Genomic DNA, 25,589 nt, shown 5'->3' with positions numbered 1-25,589 from the left:
TAGGATAAGAGTGACTAAACATGAATAATGAATACAGAACCGGGAACCGTGCTGTTAATTTTAAATTAGCTTTTAGTTCTATTTCTATCTCCAAGCTGGTTCTTTCATCATCACTTTCATCCTGTTAAACATTATTCTAAATGAGGTGAGATGTAATGGAGAAGAACGTTATCAATATTTCTCTATCTAGAGAAAACCTAGCGATCCTAATTACGGATCCAGTTGACGAGTATATGATAAAGGCTTTGAGGTCTAAAGGTATCAAGGTAAATTACAGACCAGATATAGAAAGAGAGGAGTTATTGAAAACCATAGAAGACTACAACGTCCTTGTAGTAAGGAGTAGAACCAAGGTAGATAAGGAGATTATTGAACGGGGAAAGAGCCTCAGAGTGATCGCAAGGGCAGGAATAGGGGTGGACAATATAGACGTAGACGAGGCAGAAAGGAGAAACATTAAGGTAGTTTATGCCCCTGGTGCTTCCACCGAATCCGCCGCAGAACTGACAATTGGGCTGATGATAGCTGGGGCCAGAAATATGTTTACTTCCATGTCTTTGGCTAAATCTGGAATTTATAAGAAAACGGAAGGAGTAGAACTTCATGGAAAGACTATAGGAATTATAGGGTTTGGAAGGATAGGGTATAAAGTGGGCCTCATAGCGAAGGCTATGGGAATGAACGTAATTGCGTATGATGTGGTGGACGTGAGTGCAAAGGCTGCCGAAATAGGTGGTAAGGCAGTTACCTTAGACGAGCTCGTATCTGCGTCTGATGTTATTAGCATCCATGTAACTGTGGGAAAGGATGCCAAGCCTATACTTACAGCTAGGGAGTTTGAAAAGATGAAGAATGGTGTAATCATTGTAAACACAAGCAGGGCTGTAGCAGTGGATGGGAAGGCCCTGCTGAAGTATATAAAGGAAGGCAAGGTTAGATCTTACGCTACCGATGTGTTCTGGCATGAGCCCCCCAAGGAGGAATGGGAAGTCGAACTATTGAGACACGAAAGGGTTACTGTCACTGCGCACATAGGGGCTCAGACTAAAGAAGCTCAATATAGGGTTGCCGTGATGACGACCGAGAATCTGCTAAAGACACTCCAAGATCTCGGTGTTAAACTTTGATGCTAATACCAGGTCCAGTTAACGTCCCCAGGAGCGTTGCCCAAAGTTCCTCTATTATAGTCAATCATAGGTCGGACAAGTTCAGGAGAGTAGTGGAGGACTTAGAACTCTACCTAAGAAAGGCCTTCTTCTCATCTAGAGTTGCACTTTTAACCGGCTCAGGAACCCTCGCTGTGGAATCGATGGTTTTCTCTTTACTAAAGAGAGATGAAAAGGTCATTGTGCTGACTTACGGAGAATTCAGCGAGAGGATGCTTGAGTCCATCGTAAAGAGAGGAGCGCTTCCCATAGTCTTCAGGAAACCTTTAGGACAGATGTTTTCACTGGAGGAGGTTAAGAAAGTTTTAGACAACAACAAGGATGCAACAGCAATTGCGTTTGTGCATAACGAGACTAGCGTAGGGATGGCGTTCAGGGATCTAAAGTCTGTTGTATCTTTAGGTAAACAAAGAGGTCTCAAGGTTCTAGTGGACTCAGTCTCCGGCTTCGGGGCTTATGAATTAAGAGTAAACGATTGGGGGATAGACGCTGTCGCCACAGGAAGTCAGAAGGCGTTGGCTTCAGTCCCAGGACTGGGGTTAGTCGGGCTATCTGAATCTGGGATTAATGAATTGTTGGAAGACGTTCCAAACTACCTTAACCTGAAGCTTCATCTCAAGTTTCAAGATAAAAAGGAGACCCCATTCACACCTGCGGTAGGCGCATTTTTCGCTACGTTGAGGGCTGTCGAAATACTACATGAAGAAGGAGTAGAGAGGAGGTGGAGGAGACATGAGGCTTGTGCAAGGTTCATAAGGGAGATTACTAGGAATGTCGGTTTTAATTTACTCGGAAATGAAGATAATTTCTCAAACACAGTTGTTGCAGGATCTCCTCCCATATCTGCTAAACAGACAATTCTTGAACTTGCGAAAAGGGGAATAGAAATTTCAGGAGGTATGGGGGAGCTCAAAGACAAGATCGTGAGAATAGGTACTTTAGGCGTTGTGGACAGTAGGGCTGTGTCTAGGCTAAAGTACGCGTTATCTGACATTCTGAAGACCGATATACCAGAGGAACCTCCAAAGGAGTGTGAATTACCTGAGTCAATCAGAGAAGAGGTAGACTGGGATAACTAATTTTATTTTAGAGTGGAGATGAAAAAACACCATGAGCCAGACAAGAGAAGGCGTTAATCCTCTTACGTCAACTTTCATAGAAAGCTGGAAGAATAAGCTGACGGCGTACGAAAAGGCGAGAATAATTAGTTCTAGGGCATTACAATTGGCTATGGGCGCCTCACCGTTGATAGATATATCATCCATAGGTCTTACAAGCCCGAGCTCCATAAGAATAGCTGAGGAGGAGTTCAGGAATAATTTACTACCCATAACTGTCAGGAGGAGATTCCCAAACGGTCAAGTGATGCTTTTGTCCATTTTGAAATTGAATAGTTCTGATATGTCCAAATGATCTAACTTATCAGAACTTCAGGGATTAGGCCAGAGCACGCACCTATCTAAATGAAGTGGGGGCATTGATCGGAAAAGCTTTTAGATTTAAATCCTCACAGTAGAGTTGTATTTTGGAAGACATTAGAAAAAACGAAATGATGTGAGTCGTGCCAAATGACCGATGAAGATAAACCCGAGGTATCTGATCAAAGAGCTTTGAACTTTTCATGCCACGCTGCATATGCCTTAAGCATATCTTGATTTACGCTCGGTTTTCTTACCTTCAGAACTTCCTTGAAATCTTCCATGGTGAGAGGTCTTGGCTCCTGCAGACCTCTTTCGAACATCTCCTTTACCACCCTCATGTGAGCCGACTGCACTATGTCCCTTATATCGCTGGCTGTGTATCCATCAGTTAGGTCAGCCAACTCCTCAAGACTTACTCCTTGTTCCAACTTCACCTTTGAGGAGTAGTGCTTAAGTAACTCTAGTCTATGTGCCCTGTCAGGCAGTGTAACATATATCCTCTTCTGGAACCTCCTCAAGAATGGTTCGTCTAACCTCCATGGTTTATTGGTAGCGCCTATCACGTATACTCTAGATACCTCATTTTTATCCAATAAGCCGTCCATCTCCTTTAAGAACTGGTTTCTCACTCTCGCTTCTCCTCCGACCTCTGAGGTGTAGGAGGCTAGGAGAGCGTCAAGCTCGTCAATGAAAATTATTGCTGGTTTATTTTCCTTCTTAGAAATCTCTCTAGCTGTCCTGAACGTTTTAGCCACGTTCTTCTCTGCCTCCCCAAGCCACTTTGACATGATGGAAGCCGCATCCACGTGTATAAATTCCGAGTCCAACTCGTTCGCTACCGCAGCCGCTATCATCGTTTTCCCACAGCCAGGAGGTCCATAAAGAAGTATTCCCCTAGGCCAGCCTAGAGGAAATAGATCCGGTCTTTTGCTTGGATATACTACAGCCTCTTTTAATGCCTCCTTAACATCCTCTAGTCCCACAATTTCGTTAAGCGATACCTTAGGTTTCTCCTTCATCACTATTTCCTCATCCGGCTTTTCTCCTTCATTCCCACCTTCAGGTAAAGCTTGGTTTAGAACCTCCAGTCTCTTCTTGTACTCACTTATCATCTGCTCGTAAGCGTTCCTAGCTATCATATCGGGATACAGCGTGACTATTTGTGTTAGTATTTCTATAGCCTTTTTGTAGTTATTTATTGCGTCCTCCCTTCTACCTTCTTTGTCTGCCCTAACTGCAGCCACAGCGTACTTCCTAGCCATTTCCTCTAACATTACTTGAGCGCTCATGGTAGATCACGCGTCTAGAACGATTAACCCTTTCTTGGCTAAACTATTCAACACATTAATCACATCGTCCTTGTCCACGCCGTATTGGGTTGAGATTGAGTTAACATCTAAAACTCCGCCGCTTCTCTTGATATGGTCCAAGAGTTCATTTTCCGATATCTTGTTGACCTTTATCTTGAACTCTGAGGCAGATGGAGGATGCGGGAACGGAAGGTCAGTGGGGGGATGTGGTAAATCTAGTTTTGGTAACCTCTCGTTTATCTTTGCCTCTGCAGCTTTTCTGGCCTCGTCCAGAATCTTCCTCGCTTCATCGTCAGTCGCAGGTATTATGCTTCTGTCTGTCACCGTAGTTCCGGTCTCTACAGCTATGCTGTTAACACTAGTTGTAATGGAATCCAAAGAAATTGCCACTTCTGGAGCTATTCCTCTTATCTGTTCCTTCAAGTTCTCTAATATCCTTCCTACGGGTGCCAGGACCAAAGAGATGCCTTGTAGTTCGTGAACCGTGTCGAGTTTCAGTCTTACCTTCTCTATGGCTAACCTAGCGGTATAGATTATTTTCATTATTTTCCTTATATCCGATATTTCCTGAGCGTATATTGTAGCCCTGGCAGACTCCCCGTTCATGTGAGATCTAACGGCCTTATCAAACAGATCCTTATCTCTATCCTCCAATCTTCTTAGAGCTTCGTCTAACCTATCTTGTTGATCCTTCAATTTCAAAGAAACTTCCGTTATCTTAGCGGACAAGTCCTCCTTCCTTTTCTTATTGCTAGAAGTGAAAATTGGTAAGCTTATCTTCATTCTAAATAAATAGGTTCATCACTGAGTGTTTAAGACTTTTACAGGTATAGGTGTTGGTAATTCCGCCCTTGGTATATCCGACTTGGCTAACTGCTCAGCTCCGCTAGTTAGGGGCCCAGCTCCTTTTATATCCAAACCACTATCCCTATCACTTAGGTCTAACTTTTCCATGGTCTTCCTTATATCGTCCTTCTCCACAGTATAACTCTCCTTAGCCTGCCTAAGGATCTCTATCGAGTTCTTATATGCAGTTTCGCCAAGTTCAGCAGCTATGTAACTCATTTTAACAGCTATCATTGCTCTATCAATGTGAGCTATTTGATCCTCGACCTCATTAAGCCTATTCTTTAGCTTGCTCTTTATTTTAGCGTAGTCCTCTCTTATTTTTACCATTTCTGCATCTAATTTTCTTTTCATTTCATCATAAGAGGATTTAGGTATTTCCTGTTTGCTATATAGTTCTTCTAAAGCTCTCTGTCTTTTCCTTATTTTTTCCATCTGTAAGATCGATTTCATAGACTCAGCTTTCCAGTCAGGTAAAACTACAAGTACGTCATTGTTTAGGTTGATCTTGGAGGGTTCTATAGTGGAAAAGGAGTTTCCGTAAGCTACCTCCACTCCAGTAACAGTCCCATCGACCTCAGTATATACGTGAACTAGAAACCCAACTTCTCTTCCATAAACATCTTTGACCTTCTGACCTATGAATTTCGTAAGGTTCTCAAACGATATAGACATAGGTAATACTCCTCAAAAGTATTAGCTAACTCTCAAACTGTTTAAAAGCATTAGTGCACCTCAGCTCAGGTCTATCTTCATCTAATACGCGCTTTTAACCATCATCATTGGCGCAAAAATATTGAGCAATAATTCAAATAAAGTTTCCCCGAGCTAATAAGAAGTTTGAACATGACACTACAGACACTCCTAAACGTAACCACACATATATTCCATCCATTGGGCTTTAATGCGGAACCGCTGTCAATAAGCCTAGTAGCAGCAGGCTTAATACTATTGCTTATAGTGGCTGTGGGTGGGATGGCTTACGGGCTCTTTAAGGCAGTTAAAGCTGTACCCAATTTAACCACTAAGCAGTTCATATTGGCATTGCTATTGATTGCAGTATTCATGGTAGTGATAGGAATAATCTTACCATAAATTAATATTTATTTCCACGATATTTCAAGCTATACTCTTCTTCTATTTCTAGAATTCTATTGTATTTAGACGTCCTCTCTCCTCTTGACGGGGCACCAGTTTTAATGAAGTTGCTGTTGAGTCCTACCGCCAGATCCGCGATGAACCCGTCCTCCGTTTCTCCACTTCTATGGCTTACAACAGTCTTAATGGAATTCTCCTTGGCTAGATTGAGAAACTCTATAGTTTCGGTAAGGGTACCGATCTGGTTAGGCTTCACTATTACACCTTTGGTGGCTCCTAGCTCCATTCCCCTTTTAAGGTACTTTATATTCGTGGTATACAGGTCGTCGCCAGTAACGATAACGTCCTTAATCTTCCCCTGAAGTTCAGAGAAGCTTTTTATGTCATTTTCCTCGAACGGATCTTCTAAATAAACCAAGGGGTACCGATTGGCTAGATCTACGTAGAAGTCCATGAGTTGTTGAGTGGTCTTTGTTACGTTATCTATCTCATATATTTGTTTCTTTTCGTTGTAAAAGTCCGAAGCAGCCGCGTCCATGCCAATCATTATCTTCCCTTCCATTCCGGAGTTCTTGATCGCGGTGTAAACTAGGTCTAGAGCGTCTTCCGTTACGCTAAGTGGAGGAGATATCCCGCCTTCGTCTCCCAACGCAGTGTAAATTTTCCCGTACTTCTCAGTTACCAAATTTTTGAGCGTTTTGTAAACAGCTATCGAGCCAAGCAAAGCTTCCTTAAATGTGTCGAACCCTACAGGTACGATAATGAATTCTTGAATTTTGAGCATGTTCCCTGCATGAAGCCCCCCATTTAGTATATTAAGTAAGGGTACTGGAATGTAGTGTGGACCTGCGCCACCTATATATGTAAAAATCTCTACGTCCATGGCTTTGGCTGCAGCCTTCGCTATGGCTATGGACGTAGAAATGGTAGCGTTGGCTCCAAGTCTAGCCTTGTTCTCCGTCCCATCTAGTTCTATCATCATATTGTCAGCGTAAGATTGGTTCCTTGAGTCGACACCTGTTAGGGCCGGAGAAATGTAATAGTTTATTGAGTTTAGAGCGCCCCTGACTGAACCGTTGGGATCCCTAATTTCAACGGCTTCCCTTGTACCTTTGGAAGCTCCCGAAGGGGCGTCTCCTGTAGCCTTAATGCCAGATTCTAATGTGACCTTAGCCCTGACAGTGGGGTTTCCTCTAGAATCGATTATTTCAATCCCTTGTATTCTAGCTATGGAAAATCCGTTCAGCATTTTAATTCGTTGTGTTAGACTACAACTAGGCTAAAATGTTTATGGTGCCTACAATTTTATTCCTATTCTATGGAATTATATCTCCATTGTACTATAGGTTGCTAAAGGGTAAAATAAGTAACAGTGTTGCGTTTACGATAACGTGGGTTACCGCACCTTTCCTGGCCTCCTATCCGTATTTAATATCATCCTATTATCTGTCGTCGTTGATAGTTATTCTAAATCTAATTGGATATATTCTTATCATAAAAAGAAACTATAAATATATATATAACGGGTTATTGTTCTTTAGTGCCTTTGTTATAACGATACTATTTTTTAAACTTTCACCTATCATATAATCTGACATGCCAAAGAGGAAACAAAGTGATCCAGATATTTGTCCCAACTGTGGAACTAAAGCAGAAAAGCCAATAAAGACTTGGAACCTTGTATCTCCTTTGCCTGACGCGTACGGTAGAATAACTATCACGGTAATGGGATCCTACGAATGCTCCAAATGTGGCCACAGATGGCGCACAGTTGTATCCAAAATCAGGGCCGGTGGCTCTGACGTAGAGGTTGAGGGGAAGAAAGGTGTAAAGAAGATAGGCGGAGAAAAGGGAGCAGAGAAACAGGAAGAAGGCGAAGTTATAGAGCTTGATTTAGGGGATTTAGATGAAGATGAAGAAGAGTGACATCGCCATAATTCTTCTTATAGCGCTAATTTACATAGTGTTTTACTCCAATCTAATCAGTTCTGCCAGCGTCGAGGGAGTTTCTATGTACCCGATATTCCAAAACGGAGCAATGACTTTTTATGAATCTCCATCAAATATTCAATACCATTCAATAATAATTTACAAATCACCGCAGTTACATACATATGTGATACATAGAGTGGTAAGGGTGGACGGTGAATTTTACGTTACGCAAGGCGTAGATAAGATCTCTAATCCTCAACCAGACAACGAGATAGGACTAGAGCCTGCCCCAGGGGTACCAGCTAACTATGTCATTGGAAAAGTGGTAGAAGTTAACAATTACGTTATTTCCATACCTTATCTAGGATACCTTTCAATCTTGATATCATCTCTAGCCAAATAAATGGCTATTGAAAGTAAGGAATAGAATTTCTTTATATTTTCAATATACTTTTGTTTCTAAAGAATTCGTATGGAGAGCTCTGATAGAGGTCTGGCAGGATCTTAAACGTCATTCGGTATAACTACTTAGTTATTCTAAAAAGAATTAATTACATCCAATTTATATTAGAGGCTCTAAAATTAATGGGAAGCGCGATAGACGCCTTTCAATAGTATAAATTAACCTTAGAGATAATAAAGCAACTTATAATTTCTTTAGGTTTTTCCTCGTGTCTTAAGCACCTTGAAGGAGGGAGCTAATGTGCTGGGATGATTCGCTTTAACTTGATCTAATCTTGATACAGACGTTTGTTTAGGTGCAGAAGATATTGAAGAGGGATCTGAGTAGGCCTTTTCTATAATCTCCTTCAGAGCGTTAGCGAAGTCATCTATGGTCTCTATGGTCTCGGTCTCCGTGGGCTCTATCATTAAGGCCTCTTCAATGTTAGGCGGGAAATAGATTGTGGGAGCGTAGAAGCCTCTATCCAGTAATGCCTTAGCTATATCGAAGGCAGTTATTCCTGTTTCTTCTGAAACTTTCTTGGCGCTAAACACAACTTCGTGTTTCCTGAACCTATGAGGAGCAATTAACTCTAGTCCCCTTACGTCTCTTAGCTTAGCTATCAGATAGTTAGTAGCTAATGTGCTCATCTTACCTATTAAGGAAACGGCATTCCCGAGCCCTAAGATGTAAGCATATGATCTCATGACATTTCCGAAGTTTCCGTGGAACACTGAAATTTTACCTATGGTTTTTGGGGGCTTGGTCATGGTGTACTTGTCGGTCTTCTTAATAACTGGGTAGGGTAGGTAGTCAACCATTTTTCCTTTGGCGCATGTAGCACCAGCACCAGGGCCTCCTCCTCCGTGGGGAACGCCAAAGGTCTTATGTAGGTTCAGATGGACAATATCAAAACCCATGTCTCCAGGTCTCACCACCCCCAAAATTCCGTTCAAGTTAGCTCCATCATAGTAAAGTACTCCGTCTATGGAATGTACCAAGCCTGCAATTTCCTTGATATTCTCCTCGAAAAGTCCTAGAGTATTTGGATTAGTGATCATAAAGCCTGCTACCTTATCGTTAATTAAAGTCCTGAAGATCTCCATGTCCACGAGCCCTTCTTTGTTGGATTTAACATATACAACCTCAAAATTAGCCATAGCTGCACTTGCTGGGTTGGTTCCGTGGGCGGTGTCCGCGACCAAGACCTCTCTTCTTTGCCTGTCCAAATCTTTATGGTATTTCATCATCATCAGGACACCACTTAGTTCCCCTGCTGATCCTGCAGGAACTTGTAATGTACACTCATCCATGCCAGTGGCTTCTGAGAGCCACCTTTGCATTTCATAAATCGTCTCTAGGTTTCCTTGTACGGTTTCCTCATCCTGTAACGGGTGAACGTTTTCCGTAATCCTTGCGGCTTCCTCCTCTATTTTTGGGTTATACTTCATTGTACAAGATCCAAGAGGCATCATTCCAAGGTCAACCCCGAAGCTCATTTGAGACAGTCTTATGAAGTGTCTTACCACCTCTGGTTCCGATACCTCAGGAAGCTCAGGTTCTTTACCCCGTTTTATTTCTTCAGGTATCCTTACATCTAAGTCTATTTCTTCTTTAGGTATAAGAAACCCCTGCTTACCCTTACCTTTGTATTCGGTTATGAGGGGTTCGTCCCAATAAGCCTGCTTCCACATTTACATGACCTCCTTAATTGAATTTATCAAGTCATCTATAGCCCTTTTAGAATGTACTTCAGTTACGCAGAATAGGGCGTCCCTATCTCCTATTATTAGTCCACCATGAATTCCTTTTTTCAGAAGTGCTCTGTAAATCTTGGGATAATTCGCCTTAAAAGAGAAGGTAAATTCCTCGAAGAAATCCGAATCCCATTTCCTGTAGCCCAGATCGGCTTTCTCCATACTTTCAACTGCGTAGTGAGATCTCTTGTATATCTCAATGGCAAGTTCCTTCAATCCATTTTTTCCCAGCAAAGAAATGTACACCGCATTAATAATAGCTACGAGGGCTTCATTGGTTGTTATATTTGAGGTAGCCTTCTCCCGTCTTGCGAACTGCTCTCTAGTCTGTAGGATCAGGGTGAAGCCTCTCCTTCCTGTGGTGTCCTGAGTCATGCCGACTATGCGACCTGGCATCTGCCTTACGAGCTTCATTTCCATTCTGGTGGCAATAATACCGTTGTATGGTCCGCCGAAGTTTAGCGGAACTCCCAGCTCCTGTCCGTCCCCTACTGCTATATCGAATCCTAACTCTCCTGGGCTTTTGGTTATACTCAATAAGATGGGACTCACACCCATGATGGAAATTACGTTATGTTTTTTGGCCCATTCCGTGACGTATTCCAGCTCAGTTTCCATTACACCGTAGAAATTAGGCTGTTGCACATATATCGAGGATATCTCGTCCGGGTTAATGGACGAGAGAAACTCGAGGTTTAGTTTACCGTCATTTCGCATGGGTATTTTCACTAATTCTATCCCCTTTCCGCTTATCCATGTTCTCAATACCTCTTCATGTAGCGGATTTATAGATTCAGGGACAAGAACCTTTCTCCTACCGTTAATTCTGTTTCCCATGAGCACTGCCTCACTTAGACTACTTCCCCAATCGTAGTGCGAGGAGTTCACTACCTCCATGTCCAGCAGCTCCGCCATAAGGCTCTGATATTCAAAGAGAGCCTGGAGTAATCCTTGGTTAGCCTCAGGTTGATACGGTGTGTATGCTGTGTAGAACTCCGATCTACTAATAATGAACTTCACTGCAGATGGGACAGAGTGAGGATATGCACCTCCACCTAGAAAAGGCGGGTATCTTAACTTGGCGTTGTTGTTACTTATTTGTTCAAGCCTTTCTCTAATTTCTTCCTCTGATAGAGGCTTACCATATCCAATTTTTAGATCCTCCTTTAGAACAAGATCCTCGGGCACGTCTTTAAAAAGGTCCTCTACTTTGTCAACCCCTATTGCTTTCAACATCTCTTGAACTCTGGATAGATTTGGAAGCCAGGGATGCATGTTCATTTAAACTCATTCAGCAAACTATGAATAATAGAAGGCGGTTATGAATGTTTTGTACACCACTAGTTAACTTTGAGGAAAAGTTAAACTCCAGCCTTGGTGAGTTCGCAGGATGGAAAATGCCAATGTCTTATTCTTCTTATCAAGAGGAGCACCTGGCAGTGAGGACAGAGTCAGCTTTTTTCGACCTCTCTCACATGGGAAGGTTAAAAATAAAGGGAAAAATTGAGGAAATTGAAAATCTAGTTGCGAAAAAGGTGGCGGATGCCCCGCAGTATTCGATGATTGGGCCAACTGCGTTTCTTAGTGACAAAGCTGGTTTTATAGATGACGTCATGACTTACAAGGTGTCGGAATCTGAATTCCTCGTGGTTACTAATGCGATAAACAGGGAAAAGGTAATCTCATGGATAAGGAAAAACTCCAGTTTAGACGTAGAGGACTTGACGTTTGGTCTGGTAATGATAGCAATCCAAGGAAAGAAAGTCTGGGACTACATAGAAAAACCAAACCTGCAACCTCTGCAATTTAAACTTAATGTGAATTTTGAGGGACAGGAAGTCTTTCTTTTGAGCCGTTCTGGATGGACAGGAGAGGACGGAGTCGAGTTTTGGGCTAAGCCAGAAGCGGCAGAGGTGATCCTAAATAAGCTAGTATCGAAAGGAGTGAAACCTGCAGGGCTTATGGCTAGGGACAGTCTGAGGCAAGAGATGGGTTTCGTGTTGTATGGGGAGGACATAGGAGAGGAAGTAAACCCAGTGGAAGCCAGGTATTGGGTTTACTCGCTTGAAAAGGAATTTATTGGAAAACAGGCTCTTGTAGAGATATTGAAAAGTGGAGTAGATAAATTAAGGATAGGCATTAAACTCCCCAAGAACTTGAGGGTAATTCCCAGGAACGGTACTAGAATCAAGATAATGGGAGAGGAAATAGGTAAAGTCACCAGTTCTAGTTACTCCCCATTTCTCTCGAGAGTTATAGGAATGGGTTACGTAAACTCAAGGCACTTTCTCCTTGGAGGAAACGCGGACGTTGAAATTAGGGGAAGAGATTATAATATTAAATTATCGGACTTCCCACTATTAAAGTGAGGTCTTTGGAATGACCGAATTTAAGGTCGGGAAATACGTACTTAGGAACGACCTACTTTACACTGAGACCGATGAGTGGATAAAGATAGAGGAAGACAATGCAACTGTGGGGATAACAGACTATGCGCAGAAGAAGCTGAGGGACATAGTCGGGGTGGACTTACCGAAGAAGGGTCAGAAGGTATCTTCAGGAGAAGTCGTGGCTGTGGTGGAATCCGTGAAAGCGGCTGCAGATATATATACCCCACTGAGTGGTGAAATTGTAGAAGTGAATGAGAATCTCATTTCAAGCCCCGAATTAATAAACAAGGATCCATACGGTAATGGTTGGCTATTCAAGATTAAACTATCAAACAAAGAGGAAACTAAAAAGCTGCTCACTCCTGACATGTATACAGAGAGAGTAAAGGGTGATTAAAATGGATGAAAATTTTGACATCGAAGAGAGGTACATTCCAGAACTAAGGAAGCCAGCGTACATGTTAATAGGAATCCCAGATGCTGGACTGGTGGGTGAAATAGTCACCGAGTTCCTCATTTCCAAGGGAATAGTTGAGGAATTCGGGCAGATATTCTCTAGAAAATACTTACCTCCCATACTTCATGTGGATGACGGGGTAGCCAAGTCCCCTTTGAGGCTGTACTATGGAAAGGGGATAAACCTAATAGTGCTTCATGCATGGACAGCACTCCCTGCAAACGCTGCCTACCCCTTGGCAAAACTCGTGACAGATTACGCCTCGAGGTACGGCATTCAAGAAATAATATCGATCACTGGTCTTCCAGTTCCCAATAGGCTTGATTTGGAGAAGCCCAGTGCTTACTGGATAGCCAATTCGAAGGATATGGCTGAGAGCCTGAACGGTTTATCTAATGTGCAAAAGTTTGCGCAGGGATATATTTCTGGACCATATGCGCCCATCCTGTACGAGAGCTCAAAGACGAAGATCAGAAATTTGGCAATAGTTGTAGAATCATTCTTAGACATTCCTGATCCAGAAGCCTCTGCTGTTGCCCTTGAGATCATTAGCAGTTATTTGGGTTTTAAAGTCGATGTTAGCGGTCTTCTTCAGGAAGCCGAGGAAATAAGGTCTAGGATAAGAGGTTTAATGGAACAGACTAAAAAGGAACTCCCAAGTTACTCTTCAGGTAAACCAATGTCTTACGCGTGAAAGACATGCCTGTTTACAAGAGTTTAGAAGAGATGGTTAGAAAGGTCATAGAGTCTGAGATGGAAGAAATGGAACAAATAGTAGAGTCAATGTCTAAACAAATAAGGAGAGTAATGGAGGATCAGAACTTTCTTACGCCACTCTACACAAGATATGCCAAAGGGAAGGATACTATCTACGTCATAGACGTTCCGTATCTAAGAAGCGAGACGGTCTACATAAAGGTAAGCGAAAAGGTTCTCCACTTCTCCTGTACAGATTCCAGGGGATACAAGTATAGGTTACTCATTCCTTTACCAGCCGAATTTCAGAATCCTGATGTCCAAGTTAGTAGGATCAAGGGAAGGGTTATACTAAGATTCCAGACATCAAACTCTTAGCATTAATCTATTTTTCTATATTTTATTTTTAAAATAATATATATGACTCTTATATTGAATCTTGAACCATTGTGCAGTAAATTTTAATCTTCAATAAGTAAAAAGGTAACTCAAGTTAGTCAACACGATCTTAAAATTCTAAGAAGGCCTAAAAATTTTCTTAAGATAATTTTAGTGATCCATACACGGGAGGCGGAGCTTCATTTAAAAGCATAATAAGTCTGCTTTTAAAAGACTTAGAAACAAGTTGCAATATGTTTATAAACAGTGTTTAAGATAACTTACAAAGGGATCAGATTGGAAGAGCTCAACAATACTAAGGACATAGAGACCAGGAAGGTTCAGAAACTAGGTTCGTCTTCGTTATTTATTACACTTCCAAAAAAATGGATAAACAAGTGGAACGTGAAACCTGGGGATAAGATCCTCATAGAACTATCAAATGACGGTTCCTTAAAGCTGGTCGCCGAGAAAATAAAGATGGAAGCTAGTCACAGATCCATAAGGATCGATATAGACTCATTGAAGCAACCAGTCCCTGGTATAATTCCCTGTCTCTACTCCTTGGGTTACGACGAAATTGTCTTGGAGTCAAGGAAGTCTATACTTCCCAAGGACGTAGAGGACATTGTGCAGGTTACGAAACAAATGGTTGGCATAGAGGTCACTGAGGCTTCAGAGACCAGAGTGAAAGTAGAATGTTTGCTGGATACCGAGAAGGTGGGCGTAGAGTCGTTACTTAGAAGGATGCTCAATACTGTTGCCAAAAGAGTCGATGAGGCCATAGCAGTAATATCTAGAGAAACACCAAAGGATAGCTCAGTAAATCATGAGGATCTGAAAAGACTTTACTATATGTTAATGAGGAGAATAATGGGCAGTAAATATGAAACCGCAAAGAACATGACCAAGAATTCTCTTATAGTAATAAACTCTACAGCTCTCCTGAATGTAGGTAAGTTAGTTGACAGAGTCGTGGAATTAGTTAAATCTTACCAGTTGAATGAGAAAGAAACTGAAATAGTTAGGAACGTCTTGAAAAGAGTAAACGACTTATTAGATGAAGTAGTGATGACTGTTCTCTTCCCTAGCACTAAGAGAGTACTAAATGGTCTAAATCTCATTAGAGACTCGAGAAGCGATCTAGCGCATCTCAACGGATCTAACACTGTTCTGCTTATTGAGTACTTAAATCAGATTGTAGATTTTCTAGAGAGCGCCCTGGAGAACTCATCCTGTACCCTTTTCCTGGAGGATATGCCTTGGATAGAAAGAAACTTAACCTAATGTTAAAGAAATAAATAAGTGGTGATAATAATGTCCACATTAAAGGTTGAAAATCTCCATGTCGAGGTCGAGGGTAAGGAAGTCCTTAGAGGGGTTTCCTTTGAGGTTAAGAGCGGTGAAATCCACGCCCTTATGGGTCCTAATGGAAGCGGTAAGACTACTCTTTCCCTTGCCCTTATGGGCCACCCAAAATATAAGATAACTAAAGGTTCAATCATCTTAGACGGTGAAGATATTACTAACTTGGAAACTGACGAGAAGGTGAAGAGAGGGTTATTCCTAGCATTTCAGAATCCAATAGAGATAGGAGGAGTTAAGCTCTCCACACTCCTTGTTGCTGAATATAATCGTTTGTCTGGATCAAACAAGTCTGTTACAGAAATAATAACTAATGTGAGAGAAATGAGTAAAGCAGTTGGTCTTAACGAAACTTTGCTCAATAGGGGAGTATTTGAGGGCTTCAGTGGGGGCGAAAAGAAGAGGACCGAGATACTTCAAATGCTCTTACTAAAACCTAAATTCGCCATATTGGATGAACCGGACTCTGGGGTGGATGTGGATGGTCTCAGGATAATCTCTGATGCTATTAAAAAATTAAAAACCGAAACCAACACGGGATATATAATTATAACCCATTACAGAAGGATTTTAGACTACGTCAATGCAGATAGGGTTCACGTCCTTTATAGAGGAAATATAGTGGCAAGCGGCAGTATGGATCTAGCTAAGCTCATAGACGAAAAGGGATACGATGGAGTAGTTAAATCATTTAACTGATTTTATAACTTTAATTTTCATTTTGCTTAATATACTTAGTGAGATATAATAGAAAGGCTTATAGCTGTTCTTTAACACAGTTAAAGATGGTAAGAAAGATGACTGAAGAGAAACTATCGCTAGATATGAATGAGATTTTGAACGCATCCATCGAGGCAAAGTACGAGAAGCTAAATCAGAATGAGTTCCACAGGAGGATTGTGGAATCGGGCCTAACGAGAAGCACCATAGAAGAGATATCTAAAATTAAGAAAGAGCCAGAGTGGATGTTGAGGCTTAGATTAAAATCGTTGGAACTCTTCGAAAAGATTCCTACTCCCAATTGGCTTCCAGATGTTTTGGGTTCACTTAATGTATCCAATTTAGAGTTATACGTTAAACCTGACGTTGACCAAACTGATAACTGGGATCAGATCCCTAAGGAGATAAGAAACTACTATGACGTTTTGGGAATACCTGAGTCCGAAAAGAAGTATTTAGGCGGGCTAGTAGCAGTGTTTGAGTCTGAGCCAATATACTCCAATGTAAAGGAAGAGCTAGTCAAGAAAGGCGTGGTAATGATGCCTCCAGAAGACGCAATGAGAAAGTACCCCGACGTGTTCAAGGATTACTTCATGAAGATTTTTCCTGCGTCTGACCACAAGTTCGCAGCGCTTCACGGGGCTCTTTGGAGTGGAGGAGTGTTCGTATATGTTCCGAAAGGCGTCAGAATTACTACCCCAGTAGAAGGGTTCTTCATTATAGGTACTGAAATGGAGGGGCAGTTTGAGCATACATTGGTTGTGGCAGATGAAGGTTCGTCCTTACACTTCATTGAGGGATGCAGTGCGCCTCAGCTTAAGAAATATTCATTTCATGATGGGATGGTAGAGTTATATGCAAAAAGAAACGCTAAGATAAAGTTTACTACTATACAAAATTGGAGCAAGAATGTGATTAATTTCAATAATAAGAGAGCTTGGGCCGACGAGAACGCTAATATAGAGTGGGTCGAGGGCTCCCTAGGTTCCAGGTATAGTTTTGTGTACCCCACTACTATACTAAGGGGAAAGAACGCCAGTTCCACTAGTTTAGTAGTGACATTAGCCTCTGGTGAGGGAGAATGGAAGGATAGCGGATCTAAAATGATTCATGCAGCCCCAGGCACCAGGAGCAAGATTGTGAACAAGAACATAGGTTTTGGCGGTGGGGTAAACATCTATAGGGGTCTAATTAAGGTGAATAAGGGCGCTAAGGGATCAAAGGCTTTCGTAAAGTGCGACTCCCTTATGCTCGATGAGAAAACTAAGGCCTACACTTTCCCACATAATCAGGTACTCGAAGACGATGCGGATGTAGCCCACGAGGCACATACCTTTAGGATGAGCGAAGATCAGCTGTTCTATCTGATGAACAGAGGTATTGGTGAGAAGGAGGCTACCTCAATGCTTGTCCTAGGCTTCATAGACGAGATCATGAAAGAACTTCCATTTGAGTACGCTACCATGCTCAACAAGGTTATTAAACTGGAGCTTGACAAGCTTGGAGCAGTGGCTTGAATGCCGATCGTGGATCACGATAATGCCCTAAAGTATATGTCTAGTCTAGGGTTTAAATCTGAGAGAGAAGATATTTTTCAAAAATATCTAGCCTTACCCTATCAGGTAGTCAGTGATTCTCCTACCATAAAGCATTATACGGAATGGTCTATCTTTGAGGGGTTAAACCTTAACGTCAATCAAAATCCTCTCGGTAACGTTAAGGTTCCATTGGAGGGTTATACTACTTTCGTATTTGATAATAACATTCCTCTGGATTTTCAACCGTCGGACTCAGTAAAATGTGGACTAGTTAAGCCTGAAGATCATAAGCTGGTCGCTCTTACTCTTTCTCTGGCCAGGAAGATTTCGCTCAATAAAGGAGGTAAGTATCTGGTCTTTAATAGTTGTAAGGGAAACAACTTCTGTCCCGTCTCTATTGACGTTACAGTCCCAGAGGGAGAAAGTATGGAGGTAATATATTATTCTGACGCCTCTGAAGTAGCTATGCCCAGCTCGGCCATTTCCCTTGACGTACCTAAAGGTTCATCATTGTCATTTTCCATTGTGAACTCGAGTCGTAATTCCTTCGGTTTTGTTTACGCAAAGGCCAGGGTTGAGGGGGAAATAAATTCGTCCATTTTCTCTGTAGGTCAATCTCTTGGGCATACCGAGTATCATGTGAACTTAGAGGAAGAAGCGTTGGCCAACTTTAACGCAAAAGCTCTCGGAATAGGAGATAATAAGGTGAATATACTGGCAAACGTAAATCATAGGGGTAAGAAGAGCGTTAGTAACGGTGTTCTTAAGGCGGTAGCCTCAGGCAGTTCCTTTACCGTGATAAGAGGAGACGCGGTTATAGAGGAGAGTGCTCTAGATTCTTCAACTACCATACTTGGTAAGGCTTTAATAATTGGTGACGACTCCAAAGCTGTTGTGGCTCCAATGCTCGAAGTGAAAACGGGCAAGATAGTCACAGCTAAACACTCTGCGTCGGCCTCAAAGGTTAGCGAGGATCTTATCTTTTACCTTGAAAACAGAGGTTTAGACAAAAGGAGTGCGGAAGGTCTAATCATTCGTGGTTTCCTTTCTGATGATAATGATAACCAGATTATCAGAACTCTAGTCGAAGATGCCATATCTAAAATGGGATATTAATTTTGAGTTTTTCCCAAAAAAGTCATTATATTTAGTGTTTTATGTTTTTATTTCTCAGTTTTTCCTCAAGACGGCCATTCTTTCCTTAGTTATAAGATGATTAAAAACAACCAATGATATTAAGGCAGTCTAACGTCATATTAATGAGGAAAATTTTTAGGTTACAGTAAACGAAAGTTAAGTGCCGCCGTAGCTCAGCCTGGCCAGAGCGCCGGACTCATACGGATTGGGGAAATCCGGTCGTCCGGGGTTCAAATCCCCGCGGCGGCACGAATTAACTCGAAGCGCTGTAAAAGAGTGGGTTCATAGCTTTCTGGGGATATAAATGGTGAGTTACGCGCGTTAGCTTTTAATGGGATCCGAATTAAGGAAATATTATGCCGCTGTAGCTCAGCCTGGCCAGAGCGCCGGCCTTGTAAGGGATACCAAGCTAGCCGGCGGTCGCGGGTTCAAATCCCGCCAGCGGCTTCTAGATACTTCTTTAATGCATCTCTTATTATTTCACTCCTAGCTATCCTTTTGTTAGCTGCATAGAGGTCTAGTTTAAGGAGTAAGTCTTCCTCTGCCTTAAACGTAACGACCCTCATACTATCAGTAATACGGTTTGATCCCCTTAATTTAAGTTTGGTCTTTCCAATTGTATAGGTACAGGGACATTACCGAAACTAATTTGTTAATTAACTTTGGGCAGTGAAAGAATATGGTGGGGTTTTTACAAAATACGGAAAGCCTCGCCCTTTAGGGTGGGGGATGAGGGTATATAAACCCTTTTTCATGCCTATATTTATGGGCAGGAGGGCTAAAAAGAGTGGGAAAGAAATCAGAGCCACGCTCTCTATGAAGATTTCCCCCACCGCCCCTCTGCTCAACCTTGTATCTAGGTTATGAGAGAGGTCTTCGTTTCGTTTTAGGATGTTTAAGAGAGAACAAGCCAAAGAAGTTGTTGAAGGAGACACATAAGGGTACTTATGAAGTGCTAAGGGAAAAGTTTGGACTGCCGTCCAAGGTTGCTATAGACTGTTATAAGGACGCAATCGCAAAGTACAAAGGTTGGTTGAACAACCCTAGACGTGGTAGGTACCCTAGGGTACGTAACGTCTCTGTCTGGTTAACGCCAGTCCTATCCTACTCCGTCAATTTCAACAAGATGACAGTGAGGATAACAGGGGTAGGTGAGCTACCGATCTCGGGGTACCCTAGGAACCTGCCAGAGTATAAGGGCTGGGAAGTAAAGGAAGCTAGGTTGCTGTTGAGGGACGGTAAGGCGTACCTAAAAGTCTCATTCCTGAAGGACTGGAAGGAACCAGAAGCGAAGGTCGGTGTAGCCGTGGACATTAACATGTCTGAACTCGTTGTAGGTAAAGATGATAAACAATACGTTAGGATCCCGACCAGACTAGAGGACGCCCACCACTACAAGTCATTAGCTGAGTCCCCTCATAAGAAGTATGAAAGAAGGTCAAAAGAGAACAAAAGGGTCCTCAACAGGATAAGGTCATACCACAGGAAGGCTAGGAACGTCTTAGAGGACACCGCAAAAAAGGTGGGGAAGTGGGTTGTGGACGTAGCAAACTTGTTCAACGTCTCTGCTATCTTCCTCGAAGACCTCAACAACCTCATAAAGAGGATAAAAAGGCTACCGACACAGTTCAGAGATAAACTCTATCTCATGCAGTACCGTAGAGTACAGTACTGGATTGAGTGGCAGGCTAAGAAACATGGGCTTAAAGTCATCTACGTTGACCCTCATTATTCCTCTACTTCGTGTCCTAAGTGTGGGAAAGAGATGGAGGAAGTGGGATATAGATACTTCCACTGTCCCTGTGGTTATGAGAATGACCGTGACGTCATTGCGGTTATGAACCTCTATGGGAGGGGTTCTCTGAGCCTCTCGACTGCCCCCCACATGAGAGATGTAAACCCGAATCGATGAGGGGAACCCTCGCCAAGCGGGGAGGAAGTCAGATTAGCTTATCCTGGTTTTCTAATACACTATAAAATATGGTAGCCGGGCCCGGATTCGAACCGGGGTCCCAGGGGCCAGAGCCCTGGATCCTTGGCCGCTAGACTACCCGGCTAGGTTTCATGTTAATGATCAAGGTTTTAAAGTTTTTATTATTGTGTGCCCATATCTTACTGAATGCCATGGGGTTTCTTTAGAAACAAGGATAAGCCTAAATTTGAGAGGGATAAGCTGGGCGAATGGGCGTTAGTTACTGCCAATAAAGATCTTTCGTTCCTCACAGAAGTTATATCCAAGTCGCTTTCCAGGTCTGGGTCTAAGAAAAACCAGATTTATATCCTTCAGTTCGGAAAGGATAGCTCTATCCCAGGGCTCTTTAGTATAAAGGGAATGGTTGAGACGTCGCAGAATTTATCCGAAAATTCCTTCCAGGATTCCTTGAGGAAATCCTTTGACGATCTGGGAAATCTCGGAGAGATAAGGACAGTGAAGCTTAGGTTATGTAATGATATTTTTCTGTTCTTTAATTTTAATTTGTTTTTAAAAAGGATTAAAACTGGAAACAGAGAAGTGAAGCTTCTAGTTCCTCCGCTAGGCGTTTCGAGCTCCCAGATACCATACTCACCGGATCGACTCTTCAACACATTGATAGGAGCAGAGAATGACCCTTGTTCAGTGGAATCGGATTTGGTTGACTCAAGGATGATGAGGTTAGTGTTTAACTGCAGAAAGTTTACTTTGGATCACTTTAGAGTCAAGCAATCCTTCTCTTATTTTTTGGATGACATGTTAGGGCTTAGGGTCAAGACCAAAACTACAAGCTCCAACTCGCTAGAATTGGAGGTCGTTCTACTCAACCTTAAGAAGGAGTATCTAATTCCTCTACTCTGGGACAATTTTCTGACCGTATACCCATCCTGCTAAAATTTTAATTCCACCATTCAAAATGTCTAAGGGGATTTAGTCTGATAAAGGTAAATGAGTTGAATATTCCTACTCTTGATGATCTTAATTTCACAAATAGTAAAGTAATGGTAAGAGTTGATATAAACTCCCCTGTGGACGTCAAGAACGGGAAATTGTTAGATGATTCTAGAATTAGAGCTCACGTGGATACAATAAGAGAGCTGGTAAATAAAGGGAATAGCGTCGTGTTAATATCGCATCAGGGAAGACCTGGAGATAATGATTTCACTGATCTTAGCGAGCATTCTAGACTGCTTCAAAAGTATTTGGATTTGGAAGTCGAATTTGTGGACGACGTGATGGGTCCATATGCTAGAGAGAGAATAAAGAACATGAAAAGTGGGTCTGTTATTCTTTTGGATAACATAAGGTTTGTGTCAGAGGAGCTAATAGAGGCGTCCCCCCTTCAACATTCAAGGAGTTTTCTTGTTAAAAGGCTTTCCCCACTATTTCAGGGCTACGTCAACGACGCTTTCGCAACTTCCCATAGGAGCCAAGCCAGCTTGGTAGGTTTCCCTCTGGTCCTTAGATCTAGCGCTGGAAGAGTCATGGAGAGGGAGGTTTCTGCGCTAGCGAAGGTTTTCAACGAAGAAGACTCTCCAAAGATTTTCATAATGGGGGGAGGAAAGGTACTGGACAGCCTAAGGATAATAGAGAACCTAGTTAAGAGGAGGCTTGCCGACAGAATACTCACGGGAGGGCTCATAGCTGAGCTATTTGCTGTTGCTAAAGGGTTAGATTTAGGGAAGGAAAACCTTCAGGTACTAGAAAAGGTTGGTGTCCTTGGCCTCGTTACCAGGGCAAGAAAGTTACTGCTCTCAGGGGCACCGGTGGAAATACCTGTGGATTTCAAGGTGGAGAGAGAAGGGAAGGTGTATGAGGAACCTGCAAACAAGGTTAACGGTGTAATAAAGGATATAGGTTCAGCCACTGTTGGGATTTACTCCTCCTTTATCAGAGATGCTAAAACTATAGTCATGAGAGGGCCCATGGGGATAATTGAAGATGAGAGGTTTAGAGAGTCAAGTAAGATCCTCCTTAGGAACTCCATGGAGAGTCCAGGTTATTTGATAATAGGAGGCGGACATATGATTAGTCTTTTAGGCGGAGATGTGAACGTTAGTAGTTCAAAAATGCACGTATCTACAGGAGGAGGAGCCCTTCTCCTATTTCTTGCTGGGGAGAAGCTGCCAGCATTAGAAGCTTTAGACATTTCCGCTAGAGAGGTGTTAAAGAAATGATTAAAGTTGCGGTAAATGGATACGGGACAATAGGGAAGAGAGTTGCCAGTGCCGTAACGCTTCAGCCAGACATGAGTCTGATTGGAGTTTCGAAAACATCCCCAAATTTTGAAGCGTATCAGGCTCAGAAAGCAGGGTTAAACATTTACGTTACCAATGACTCGCTTAAGGAATTTGAGGAGGCAGGAATTAAGATCAAAGGAACATTAGATGAAATGTTTAAGGAAGCGGATGTGATAGTGGATGCGACCCCCAACGGTGTAGGTGCTCAGTACAAGCAGGTTTACTCCTCGATGGGTAAGAAGGCCTTATTTCAAGGCGGAGAAAAATCTAACGTAGCAGAAGTCTCGTTCTCAGCCTTATGTAATTACGATGAGGCCTTAGGTAAACAATTTGTCAGAGTGGTTTCGTGCAACACTACGGGTTTGCTCAGAACTCTATGCACAATTAATAAAGTGAGTAGGCTACAAAAGGTTAGAGCTACTATCGTAAGGAGGGCAGCAGATCCCAAGGAAACAAAGAAAGGACCAATTAACTCTCTAGTTCCAGATCCAGCTTCAATCCCCAGTCATCACGCCAAAGACGTCAACACAGTAATTAAGGATTTGGACATAGTTACAATGGCAGTAGTAGCGCCCACGACACTGATGCACGTTCATTTGCTGGACATCACATTGTCATCTCAAGTCTCGAGGGAGGACATACTCAATGCGCTGATGAATACACCAAGAATATTGTTGGTGAGCGGGAAATCCAAGGTCGGATCAACAGCGGAGATTATAGAGGTAGCTAGAGATATGGGTAGAAACAGGAACGATCTGTACGAGTTAGTCGTTTTTGAGGACTCCGTATCAGTGAAGGGAAATGAAGCGTTCTTAATGTATGCGGTTCATCAAGAGTCCATAGTAGTTCCTGAAAACATAGACGCCATAAGAGCGGTATCCGGGTTTAAGGAAGGCTTGAAGTCAATGGAAGTTACTAACACAGCAATGGGAATAAGGAAAGGATATCTGGTGTAGGTGACTAAGATGGGTTCTCCAACCTATACGGTGAGCATGTGGTTCAGAAAGATCTTAGTCCCTATAGACGGCTCAGAGAACAGTATGAGGGCGTTGGAGTTGGCAATTGACTTTAGTTTAAGGTATGGTTCTAGAGTTACAATATTTTACGCTTGCGATAGATGTAACGATAAGGAGACTTTGCAAAAGTTAGTGAAGGAGAAAATTGAGGATAGAATCGACTATGAGTTTAGATCGGCTGAGATATCTAGGGATAGTAGTATATCCAATGAAATTCTAAAGGTTCTATCCGAGGGTGTCTTTGACGCTGTAATAATGGGAGCTAGAGGAAACACGACAAATAGTGACATTAATACAGGTTCCAATGCACTTTCAGTGGTAGTCAACGCACCGGTGACTGTTATTGTTGTCAGATGAAGCAGAATCTATGGGATCTTGAGGTCAAATTTTATAAAAAGAAAAGAGTTTTATCACATTATCATCGGAATGACCTTGGAGTTATATTTGGATAGGTCGTAGTTGAGCGCGAATTTTACTTCCAAGAATCTGGATCTTAATTCAATGACCTTTCTCTTTATTTCCTGAATATCTTTCTTTTCCATTAATATTTGTTTCATCAACGTTGCTATTTCCTCCATCTCACCTTCCTTCATTCCGTATCTGGTCATCTCCTGCACTCCAATCCTTATCCCGCTTGGGTCATTTACTGCTTCAGGTGGGTCGTAAGGAAGAAGGTTCTTGTTCACGATTATGTTAGCGCTTTCCAATGTCTTGGCAACAAACGTTCCCCCACCAAGTTTCCTCACATCCACGGCTACTTGATGACTCTTGGTATAGCCTAAGTGTTCCCCTATCACATTAAACCCAAGGGACGCTAAGCTTTCGGCTAAGGCCTTTGAGTTCCTAACTATCTGAGCAGCATATTCTTGCCCGTGGACTTTCATTTCCAATGCAGTAATGGCAGTGGAAGGTAATCTGTGTAAGTGATGGTTGCTCACGAACCACGGGAAGATGGTCCTTGAGACCTTCTTGAACTCATTCTCGTCGTTAGAAAATATAGCTCCACCCTGCGGGCCAGGAAAAGTTTTGTGTGTAGATACGTTCAAGAAGTCTGCACCCTCATCTAGGGGATTGCTCCATACCTTCCCTACCATAAGCCCGTAGACGTGGGCAGCGTCATATACCAATTTAGCTCCTACGGAATGAACATGGGGAGCCAACTCCTTAGTAGGATGGGGAAATAGGTAAAGGCTTCCTCCAAGTACAACAAATTTAGGCTTTACTTCCTCTATCATTTTTACTGCCTTATCCACGTCAACATTCATGTTTTCCTTGTCATAAGGCATCTCTATGTGCTCTATCCCAAGAGCGCCTAAAGTACCAAATTTAGTGTGACTGACGTGGGCACCGGCTTGAACTGGAGCTATTAAGGCCTTATCTCCAGGCTCTGCAAGGATTCTAAAAACTGCTGCATTAGCTAAAGTGCCGCTCGTTGGTCTGAGATCAGAGAACTTACTTCCGGTGATTTCGTTCATTAAATTCATGGCTAAAACTTCAATTTCATCAACGTATTTGGTACCCTGGTAAAACCTTTTGTAGGGTTTACCTTCAGCATACCTCGACATAAAATCGCTCATGTAGAGCGACTCAGCTAATGGACTCATTACATTTTCAGACGCAATGAGATTTATGGCCTCCACTCTTCTCCATTTGTTCTGCTCCCTTGTTAGTTCAATCACTTTTTCTAAATCTTTTTGAACATCCATAT

General features: G+C 42.4%; 26 protein-coding genes, 3 tRNA genes and 1 pseudogene. 21 read left to right on the top strand and 9 right to left on the bottom strand.

The window, feature by feature from the left end:
- Positions 1-155: 155 nt before the first annotated feature.
- The 3 genes from GWK48_RS02000 to GWK48_RS01990 are packed head-to-tail and all read left to right on the top strand — an operon-like array spanning position 156 to position 2,579.
- On the top strand, positions 156-1,127 hold the full coding sequence (locus tag GWK48_RS02000) for an NAD(P)-dependent oxidoreductase (protein WP_174629123.1): 972 nt from the start codon (positions 156-158) through the stop codon (positions 1,125-1,127).
- A complete protein-coding gene (locus GWK48_RS01995) occupies positions 1,124-2,245 on the top strand; it encodes a pyridoxal-phosphate-dependent aminotransferase family protein (protein WP_174629121.1) in 1,122 nt (373 codons plus the stop codon). The genes GWK48_RS02000 and GWK48_RS01995 overlap by 4 nt, the downstream gene beginning before the upstream one ends.
- A gap of 31 nt (positions 2,246-2,276) precedes the next feature.
- The gene (locus GWK48_RS01990; protein ID WP_174629119.1) at positions 2,277-2,579 is read left to right on the top strand and encodes a DNA-directed RNA polymerase subunit K; all 303 of its coding nucleotides are present in this window, start codon (positions 2,277-2,279) and stop codon (positions 2,577-2,579) included.
- A 187-nt stretch (positions 2,580-2,766) separates the two neighbouring features.
- Here the strand turns inward: GWK48_RS01990 and cdvC are convergent, their stop codons facing one another.
- From cdvC to cdvA, 3 genes are read right to left on the bottom strand one after another with little or no spacing between them, the layout of a single operon-like run.
- Positions 2,767-3,876: a cell division protein CdvC gene (gene cdvC / locus GWK48_RS01985; protein ID WP_174629117.1), complete on the bottom strand. Its 1,110-nt coding sequence runs from the start codon at positions 3,874-3,876 to the stop codon at positions 2,767-2,769.
- A 6-nt stretch (positions 3,877-3,882) separates the two neighbouring features.
- Positions 3,883-4,680: a cell division protein CdvB gene (gene cdvB / locus GWK48_RS01980; protein ID WP_174629115.1), complete on the bottom strand. Its 798-nt coding sequence runs from the start codon at positions 4,678-4,680 to the stop codon at positions 3,883-3,885.
- An 18-nt stretch (positions 4,681-4,698) separates the two neighbouring features.
- Positions 4,699-5,418, bottom strand: coding sequence for a cell division protein CdvA (gene cdvA, locus GWK48_RS01975; RefSeq protein WP_174629113.1), 720 nt, complete (start codon positions 5,416-5,418; stop codon positions 4,699-4,701).
- A gap of 171 nt (positions 5,419-5,589) precedes the next feature.
- Here cdvA and GWK48_RS01970 point away from each other — a divergent pair, with 171 nt between their 5' ends.
- Positions 5,590-5,838 carry a hypothetical protein gene (locus GWK48_RS01970; protein WP_174629112.1) on the top strand — a complete coding sequence of 83 codons (249 nt, stop codon included), beginning with the start codon at positions 5,590-5,592 and terminating at the stop codon, positions 5,836-5,838.
- A 1-nt stretch (position 5,839) separates the two neighbouring features.
- On the opposite strand, the gene eno is transcribed toward GWK48_RS01970, so the two are convergent.
- Complete coding sequence (eno, locus tag GWK48_RS01965) at positions 5,840-7,090, bottom strand: phosphopyruvate hydratase (protein WP_174629110.1); 1,251 nt, start codon at positions 7,088-7,090, stop codon at positions 5,840-5,842.
- 347 nt (positions 7,091-7,437) lie between these two features.
- Between eno and GWK48_RS01960 the strand changes: the two genes are divergently transcribed.
- Together GWK48_RS01960 and GWK48_RS01955 are read left to right on the top strand one after the other, a co-directional pair.
- A complete protein-coding gene (locus tag GWK48_RS01960; RefSeq protein ID WP_174629108.1) occupies positions 7,438-7,767 on the top strand; it encodes a chromatin protein Cren7 in 330 nt (109 codons plus the stop codon).
- Complete coding sequence (locus GWK48_RS01955; protein WP_174629106.1) at positions 7,748-8,176, top strand: signal peptidase I; 429 nt, start codon at positions 7,748-7,750, stop codon at positions 8,174-8,176. The genes GWK48_RS01960 and GWK48_RS01955 overlap by 20 nt, the downstream gene beginning before the upstream one ends.
- Before the next feature lie 254 nt (positions 8,177-8,430).
- Here the strand turns inward: GWK48_RS01955 and gcvPB are convergent, their stop codons facing one another.
- Together gcvPB and gcvPA are read right to left on the bottom strand one after the other, a co-directional pair.
- Positions 8,431-9,909 carry an aminomethyl-transferring glycine dehydrogenase subunit GcvPB gene (gene gcvPB, locus GWK48_RS01950; RefSeq protein ID WP_174629104.1) on the bottom strand — a complete coding sequence of 493 codons (1,479 nt, stop codon included), beginning with the start codon at positions 9,907-9,909 and terminating at the stop codon, positions 8,431-8,433.
- Entirely contained in the window at positions 9,910-11,253 is a 1,344-nt protein-coding gene (gcvPA, locus tag GWK48_RS01945) for an aminomethyl-transferring glycine dehydrogenase subunit GcvPA (RefSeq protein WP_174629102.1), read from the bottom strand. It abuts the gene before it with no gap.
- Between the two features lie 44 nt (positions 11,254-11,297).
- On the opposite strand from gcvPA, the gene gcvT reads away from it, so the two are divergent.
- From gcvT to GWK48_RS01895, 10 genes are all read left to right on the top strand, one after another.
- Positions 11,298-12,341, top strand: coding sequence for a glycine cleavage system aminomethyltransferase GcvT (gene gcvT, locus GWK48_RS01940; protein WP_174629100.1), 1,044 nt, complete (start codon positions 11,298-11,300; stop codon positions 12,339-12,341).
- A 10-nt stretch (positions 12,342-12,351) separates the two neighbouring features.
- Positions 12,352-12,759, top strand: coding sequence for a glycine cleavage system protein GcvH (gcvH, locus tag GWK48_RS01935; protein ID WP_174629098.1), 408 nt, complete (start codon positions 12,352-12,354; stop codon positions 12,757-12,759).
- Positions 12,752-13,513 (top strand): proteasome assembly chaperone family protein, encoded by a 762-nt coding sequence (locus GWK48_RS01930; protein WP_174629096.1) that lies wholly within the window; start codon positions 12,752-12,754, stop codon positions 13,511-13,513. Before gcvH ends, GWK48_RS01930 begins: the two co-directional genes overlap by 8 nt.
- 68 nt (positions 13,514-13,581) lie before the next feature.
- Complete coding sequence (locus tag GWK48_RS01925) at positions 13,582-13,893, top strand: hypothetical protein (RefSeq protein ID WP_246263871.1); 312 nt, start codon at positions 13,582-13,584, stop codon at positions 13,891-13,893.
- A gap of 297 nt (positions 13,894-14,190) precedes the next feature.
- On the top strand, positions 14,191-15,180 hold the full coding sequence (locus tag GWK48_RS01920; RefSeq protein WP_174632429.1) for an AbrB/MazE/SpoVT family DNA-binding domain-containing protein: 990 nt from the start codon (positions 14,191-14,193) through the stop codon (positions 15,178-15,180).
- 30 nt (positions 15,181-15,210) lie between these two features.
- The gene (gene sufC, locus GWK48_RS01915; RefSeq protein ID WP_174629092.1) at positions 15,211-15,957 is read left to right on the top strand and encodes a Fe-S cluster assembly ATPase SufC; all 747 of its coding nucleotides are present in this window, start codon (positions 15,211-15,213) and stop codon (positions 15,955-15,957) included.
- Between the two features lie 98 nt (positions 15,958-16,055).
- Positions 16,056-17,495 (top strand): Fe-S cluster assembly protein SufB, encoded by a 1,440-nt coding sequence (gene sufB / locus GWK48_RS01910; protein ID WP_174632428.1) that lies wholly within the window; start codon positions 16,056-16,058, stop codon positions 17,493-17,495.
- Positions 17,496-18,632 (top strand): SufB/SufD family protein, encoded by a 1,137-nt coding sequence (locus GWK48_RS01905; protein WP_174629090.1) that lies wholly within the window; start codon positions 17,496-17,498, stop codon positions 18,630-18,632. It begins immediately after the preceding gene.
- Positions 18,633-18,815: 183 nt separating this feature from the next.
- Positions 18,816-18,902: transfer RNA gene (locus GWK48_RS01900), tRNA-Met, on the top strand.
- 109 nt (positions 18,903-19,011) lie between these two features.
- A tRNA-Thr gene (locus tag GWK48_RS01895) sits at positions 19,012-19,100 on the top strand.
- Here the strand turns inward: GWK48_RS01895 and ccr1 are convergent.
- Complete coding sequence (gene ccr1, locus GWK48_RS01890) at positions 19,082-19,219, bottom strand: aCcr1 family cell cycle regulator (RefSeq protein WP_174632426.1); 138 nt, start codon at positions 19,217-19,219, stop codon at positions 19,082-19,084. The genes GWK48_RS01895 and ccr1 overlap by 19 nt on opposite strands.
- Positions 19,220-19,418: 199 nt before the next feature.
- Here ccr1 and GWK48_RS01885 point away from each other — a divergent pair.
- A pseudogene (locus GWK48_RS01885) lies at positions 19,419-20,565 on the top strand (RNA-guided endonuclease TnpB family protein).
- A gap of 69 nt (positions 20,566-20,634) precedes the next feature.
- On the opposite strand, the gene GWK48_RS01880 reads toward GWK48_RS01885, so the two are convergent.
- A tRNA-Gln gene (locus GWK48_RS01880) sits at positions 20,635-20,710 on the bottom strand.
- 62 nt (positions 20,711-20,772) lie between these two features.
- Here GWK48_RS01880 and GWK48_RS01875 point away from each other — a divergent pair.
- The 4 genes from GWK48_RS01875 to GWK48_RS01860 are packed head-to-tail and all read left to right on the top strand — an operon-like array spanning position 20,773 to position 24,238.
- Positions 20,773-21,519 (top strand): hypothetical protein, encoded by a 747-nt coding sequence (locus GWK48_RS01875; RefSeq protein WP_174629087.1) that lies wholly within the window; start codon positions 20,773-20,775, stop codon positions 21,517-21,519.
- A 41-nt stretch (positions 21,520-21,560) separates the two neighbouring features.
- The gene (locus GWK48_RS01870; protein ID WP_174632424.1) at positions 21,561-22,802 is read left to right on the top strand and encodes a phosphoglycerate kinase; all 1,242 of its coding nucleotides are present in this window, start codon (positions 21,561-21,563) and stop codon (positions 22,800-22,802) included.
- A complete protein-coding gene (locus GWK48_RS01865; RefSeq protein WP_174629085.1) occupies positions 22,799-23,821 on the top strand; it encodes a phosphorylating glyceraldehyde-3-phosphate dehydrogenase in 1,023 nt (340 codons plus the stop codon). Before GWK48_RS01870 ends, GWK48_RS01865 begins: the two co-directional genes overlap by 4 nt.
- Before the next feature lie 9 nt (positions 23,822-23,830).
- Positions 23,831-24,238 (top strand): universal stress protein, encoded by a 408-nt coding sequence (locus GWK48_RS01860; RefSeq protein ID WP_174629083.1) that lies wholly within the window; start codon positions 23,831-23,833, stop codon positions 24,236-24,238.
- A gap of 53 nt (positions 24,239-24,291) precedes the next feature.
- Here GWK48_RS01860 and glyA read toward each other — a convergent pair whose 3' ends face one another.
- A complete protein-coding gene (gene glyA / locus GWK48_RS01855; RefSeq protein WP_174629081.1) occupies positions 24,292-25,587 on the bottom strand; it encodes a serine hydroxymethyltransferase in 1,296 nt (431 codons plus the stop codon).
- Positions 25,588-25,589 lie beyond the last annotated feature (2 nt).

Source organism: Metallosphaera tengchongensis, assembly GCF_013343295.1.
Lineage (GTDB): Archaea > Thermoproteota > Thermoprotei_A > Sulfolobales > Sulfolobaceae > Metallosphaera > Metallosphaera tengchongensis.
This window is presented reverse-complemented; position numbering and strand designations above follow the sequence as displayed.

Excerpts from the sequence above, each read along its gene's own strand:
- GWK48_RS02000 (WP_174629123.1), top strand. The coding sequence starts at position 156 with ATGGAGAAGAACGTTATCAATATTTCTCTATCTAGAGAAAACCTAGCG.
- GWK48_RS01990 (WP_174629119.1), top strand. The coding sequence starts at position 2,277 with ATGAGCCAGACAAGAGAAGGCGTTAATCCTCTTACGTCAACTTTCATA.
- cdvC (WP_174629117.1), bottom strand. The coding sequence starts at position 3,876 with ATGAGCGCTCAAGTAATGTTAGAGGAAATGGCTAGGAAGTACGCTGTG.
- cdvB (WP_174629115.1), bottom strand. The coding sequence starts at position 4,680 with ATGAAGATAAGCTTACCAATTTTCACTTCTAGCAATAAGAAAAGGAAG.
- cdvA (WP_174629113.1), bottom strand. The coding sequence starts at position 5,418 with ATGTCTATATCGTTTGAGAACCTTACGAAATTCATAGGTCAGAAGGTC.
- GWK48_RS01970 (WP_174629112.1), top strand. The coding sequence starts at position 5,590 with ATGACACTACAGACACTCCTAAACGTAACCACACATATATTCCATCCA.
- eno (WP_174629110.1), bottom strand. The coding sequence starts at position 7,090 with ATGCTGAACGGATTTTCCATAGCTAGAATACAAGGGATTGAAATAATC.
- GWK48_RS01960 (WP_174629108.1), top strand. The coding sequence starts at position 7,438 with ATGCCAAAGAGGAAACAAAGTGATCCAGATATTTGTCCCAACTGTGGA.
- GWK48_RS01955 (WP_174629106.1), top strand. The coding sequence starts at position 7,748 with ATGAAGATGAAGAAGAGTGACATCGCCATAATTCTTCTTATAGCGCTA.
- gcvPB (WP_174629104.1), bottom strand. The coding sequence starts at position 9,909 with ATGTGGAAGCAGGCTTATTGGGACGAACCCCTCATAACCGAATACAAA.
- gcvPA (WP_174629102.1), bottom strand. The coding sequence starts at position 11,253 with ATGAACATGCATCCCTGGCTTCCAAATCTATCCAGAGTTCAAGAGATG.
- gcvT (WP_174629100.1), top strand. The coding sequence starts at position 11,298 with ATGTTTTGTACACCACTAGTTAACTTTGAGGAAAAGTTAAACTCCAGC.
- gcvH (WP_174629098.1), top strand. The coding sequence starts at position 12,352 with ATGACCGAATTTAAGGTCGGGAAATACGTACTTAGGAACGACCTACTT.
- GWK48_RS01925 (WP_246263871.1), top strand. The coding sequence starts at position 13,582 with ATGGAACAAATAGTAGAGTCAATGTCTAAACAAATAAGGAGAGTAATG.
- sufC (WP_174629092.1), top strand. The coding sequence starts at position 15,211 with ATGTCCACATTAAAGGTTGAAAATCTCCATGTCGAGGTCGAGGGTAAG.
- sufB (WP_174632428.1), top strand. The coding sequence starts at position 16,056 with ATGACTGAAGAGAAACTATCGCTAGATATGAATGAGATTTTGAACGCA.
- GWK48_RS01905 (WP_174629090.1), top strand. The coding sequence starts at position 17,496 with ATGCCGATCGTGGATCACGATAATGCCCTAAAGTATATGTCTAGTCTA.
- ccr1 (WP_174632426.1), bottom strand. The coding sequence starts at position 19,219 with ATGAGGGTCGTTACGTTTAAGGCAGAGGAAGACTTACTCCTTAAACTA.
- GWK48_RS01875 (WP_174629087.1), top strand. The coding sequence starts at position 20,773 with ATGCCATGGGGTTTCTTTAGAAACAAGGATAAGCCTAAATTTGAGAGG.
- GWK48_RS01865 (WP_174629085.1), top strand. The coding sequence starts at position 22,799 with ATGATTAAAGTTGCGGTAAATGGATACGGGACAATAGGGAAGAGAGTT.
- GWK48_RS01860 (WP_174629083.1), top strand. The coding sequence starts at position 23,831 with ATGGGTTCTCCAACCTATACGGTGAGCATGTGGTTCAGAAAGATCTTA.
- glyA (WP_174629081.1), bottom strand. The coding sequence starts at position 25,587 with ATGGATGTTCAAAAAGATTTAGAAAAAGTGATTGAACTAACAAGGGAG.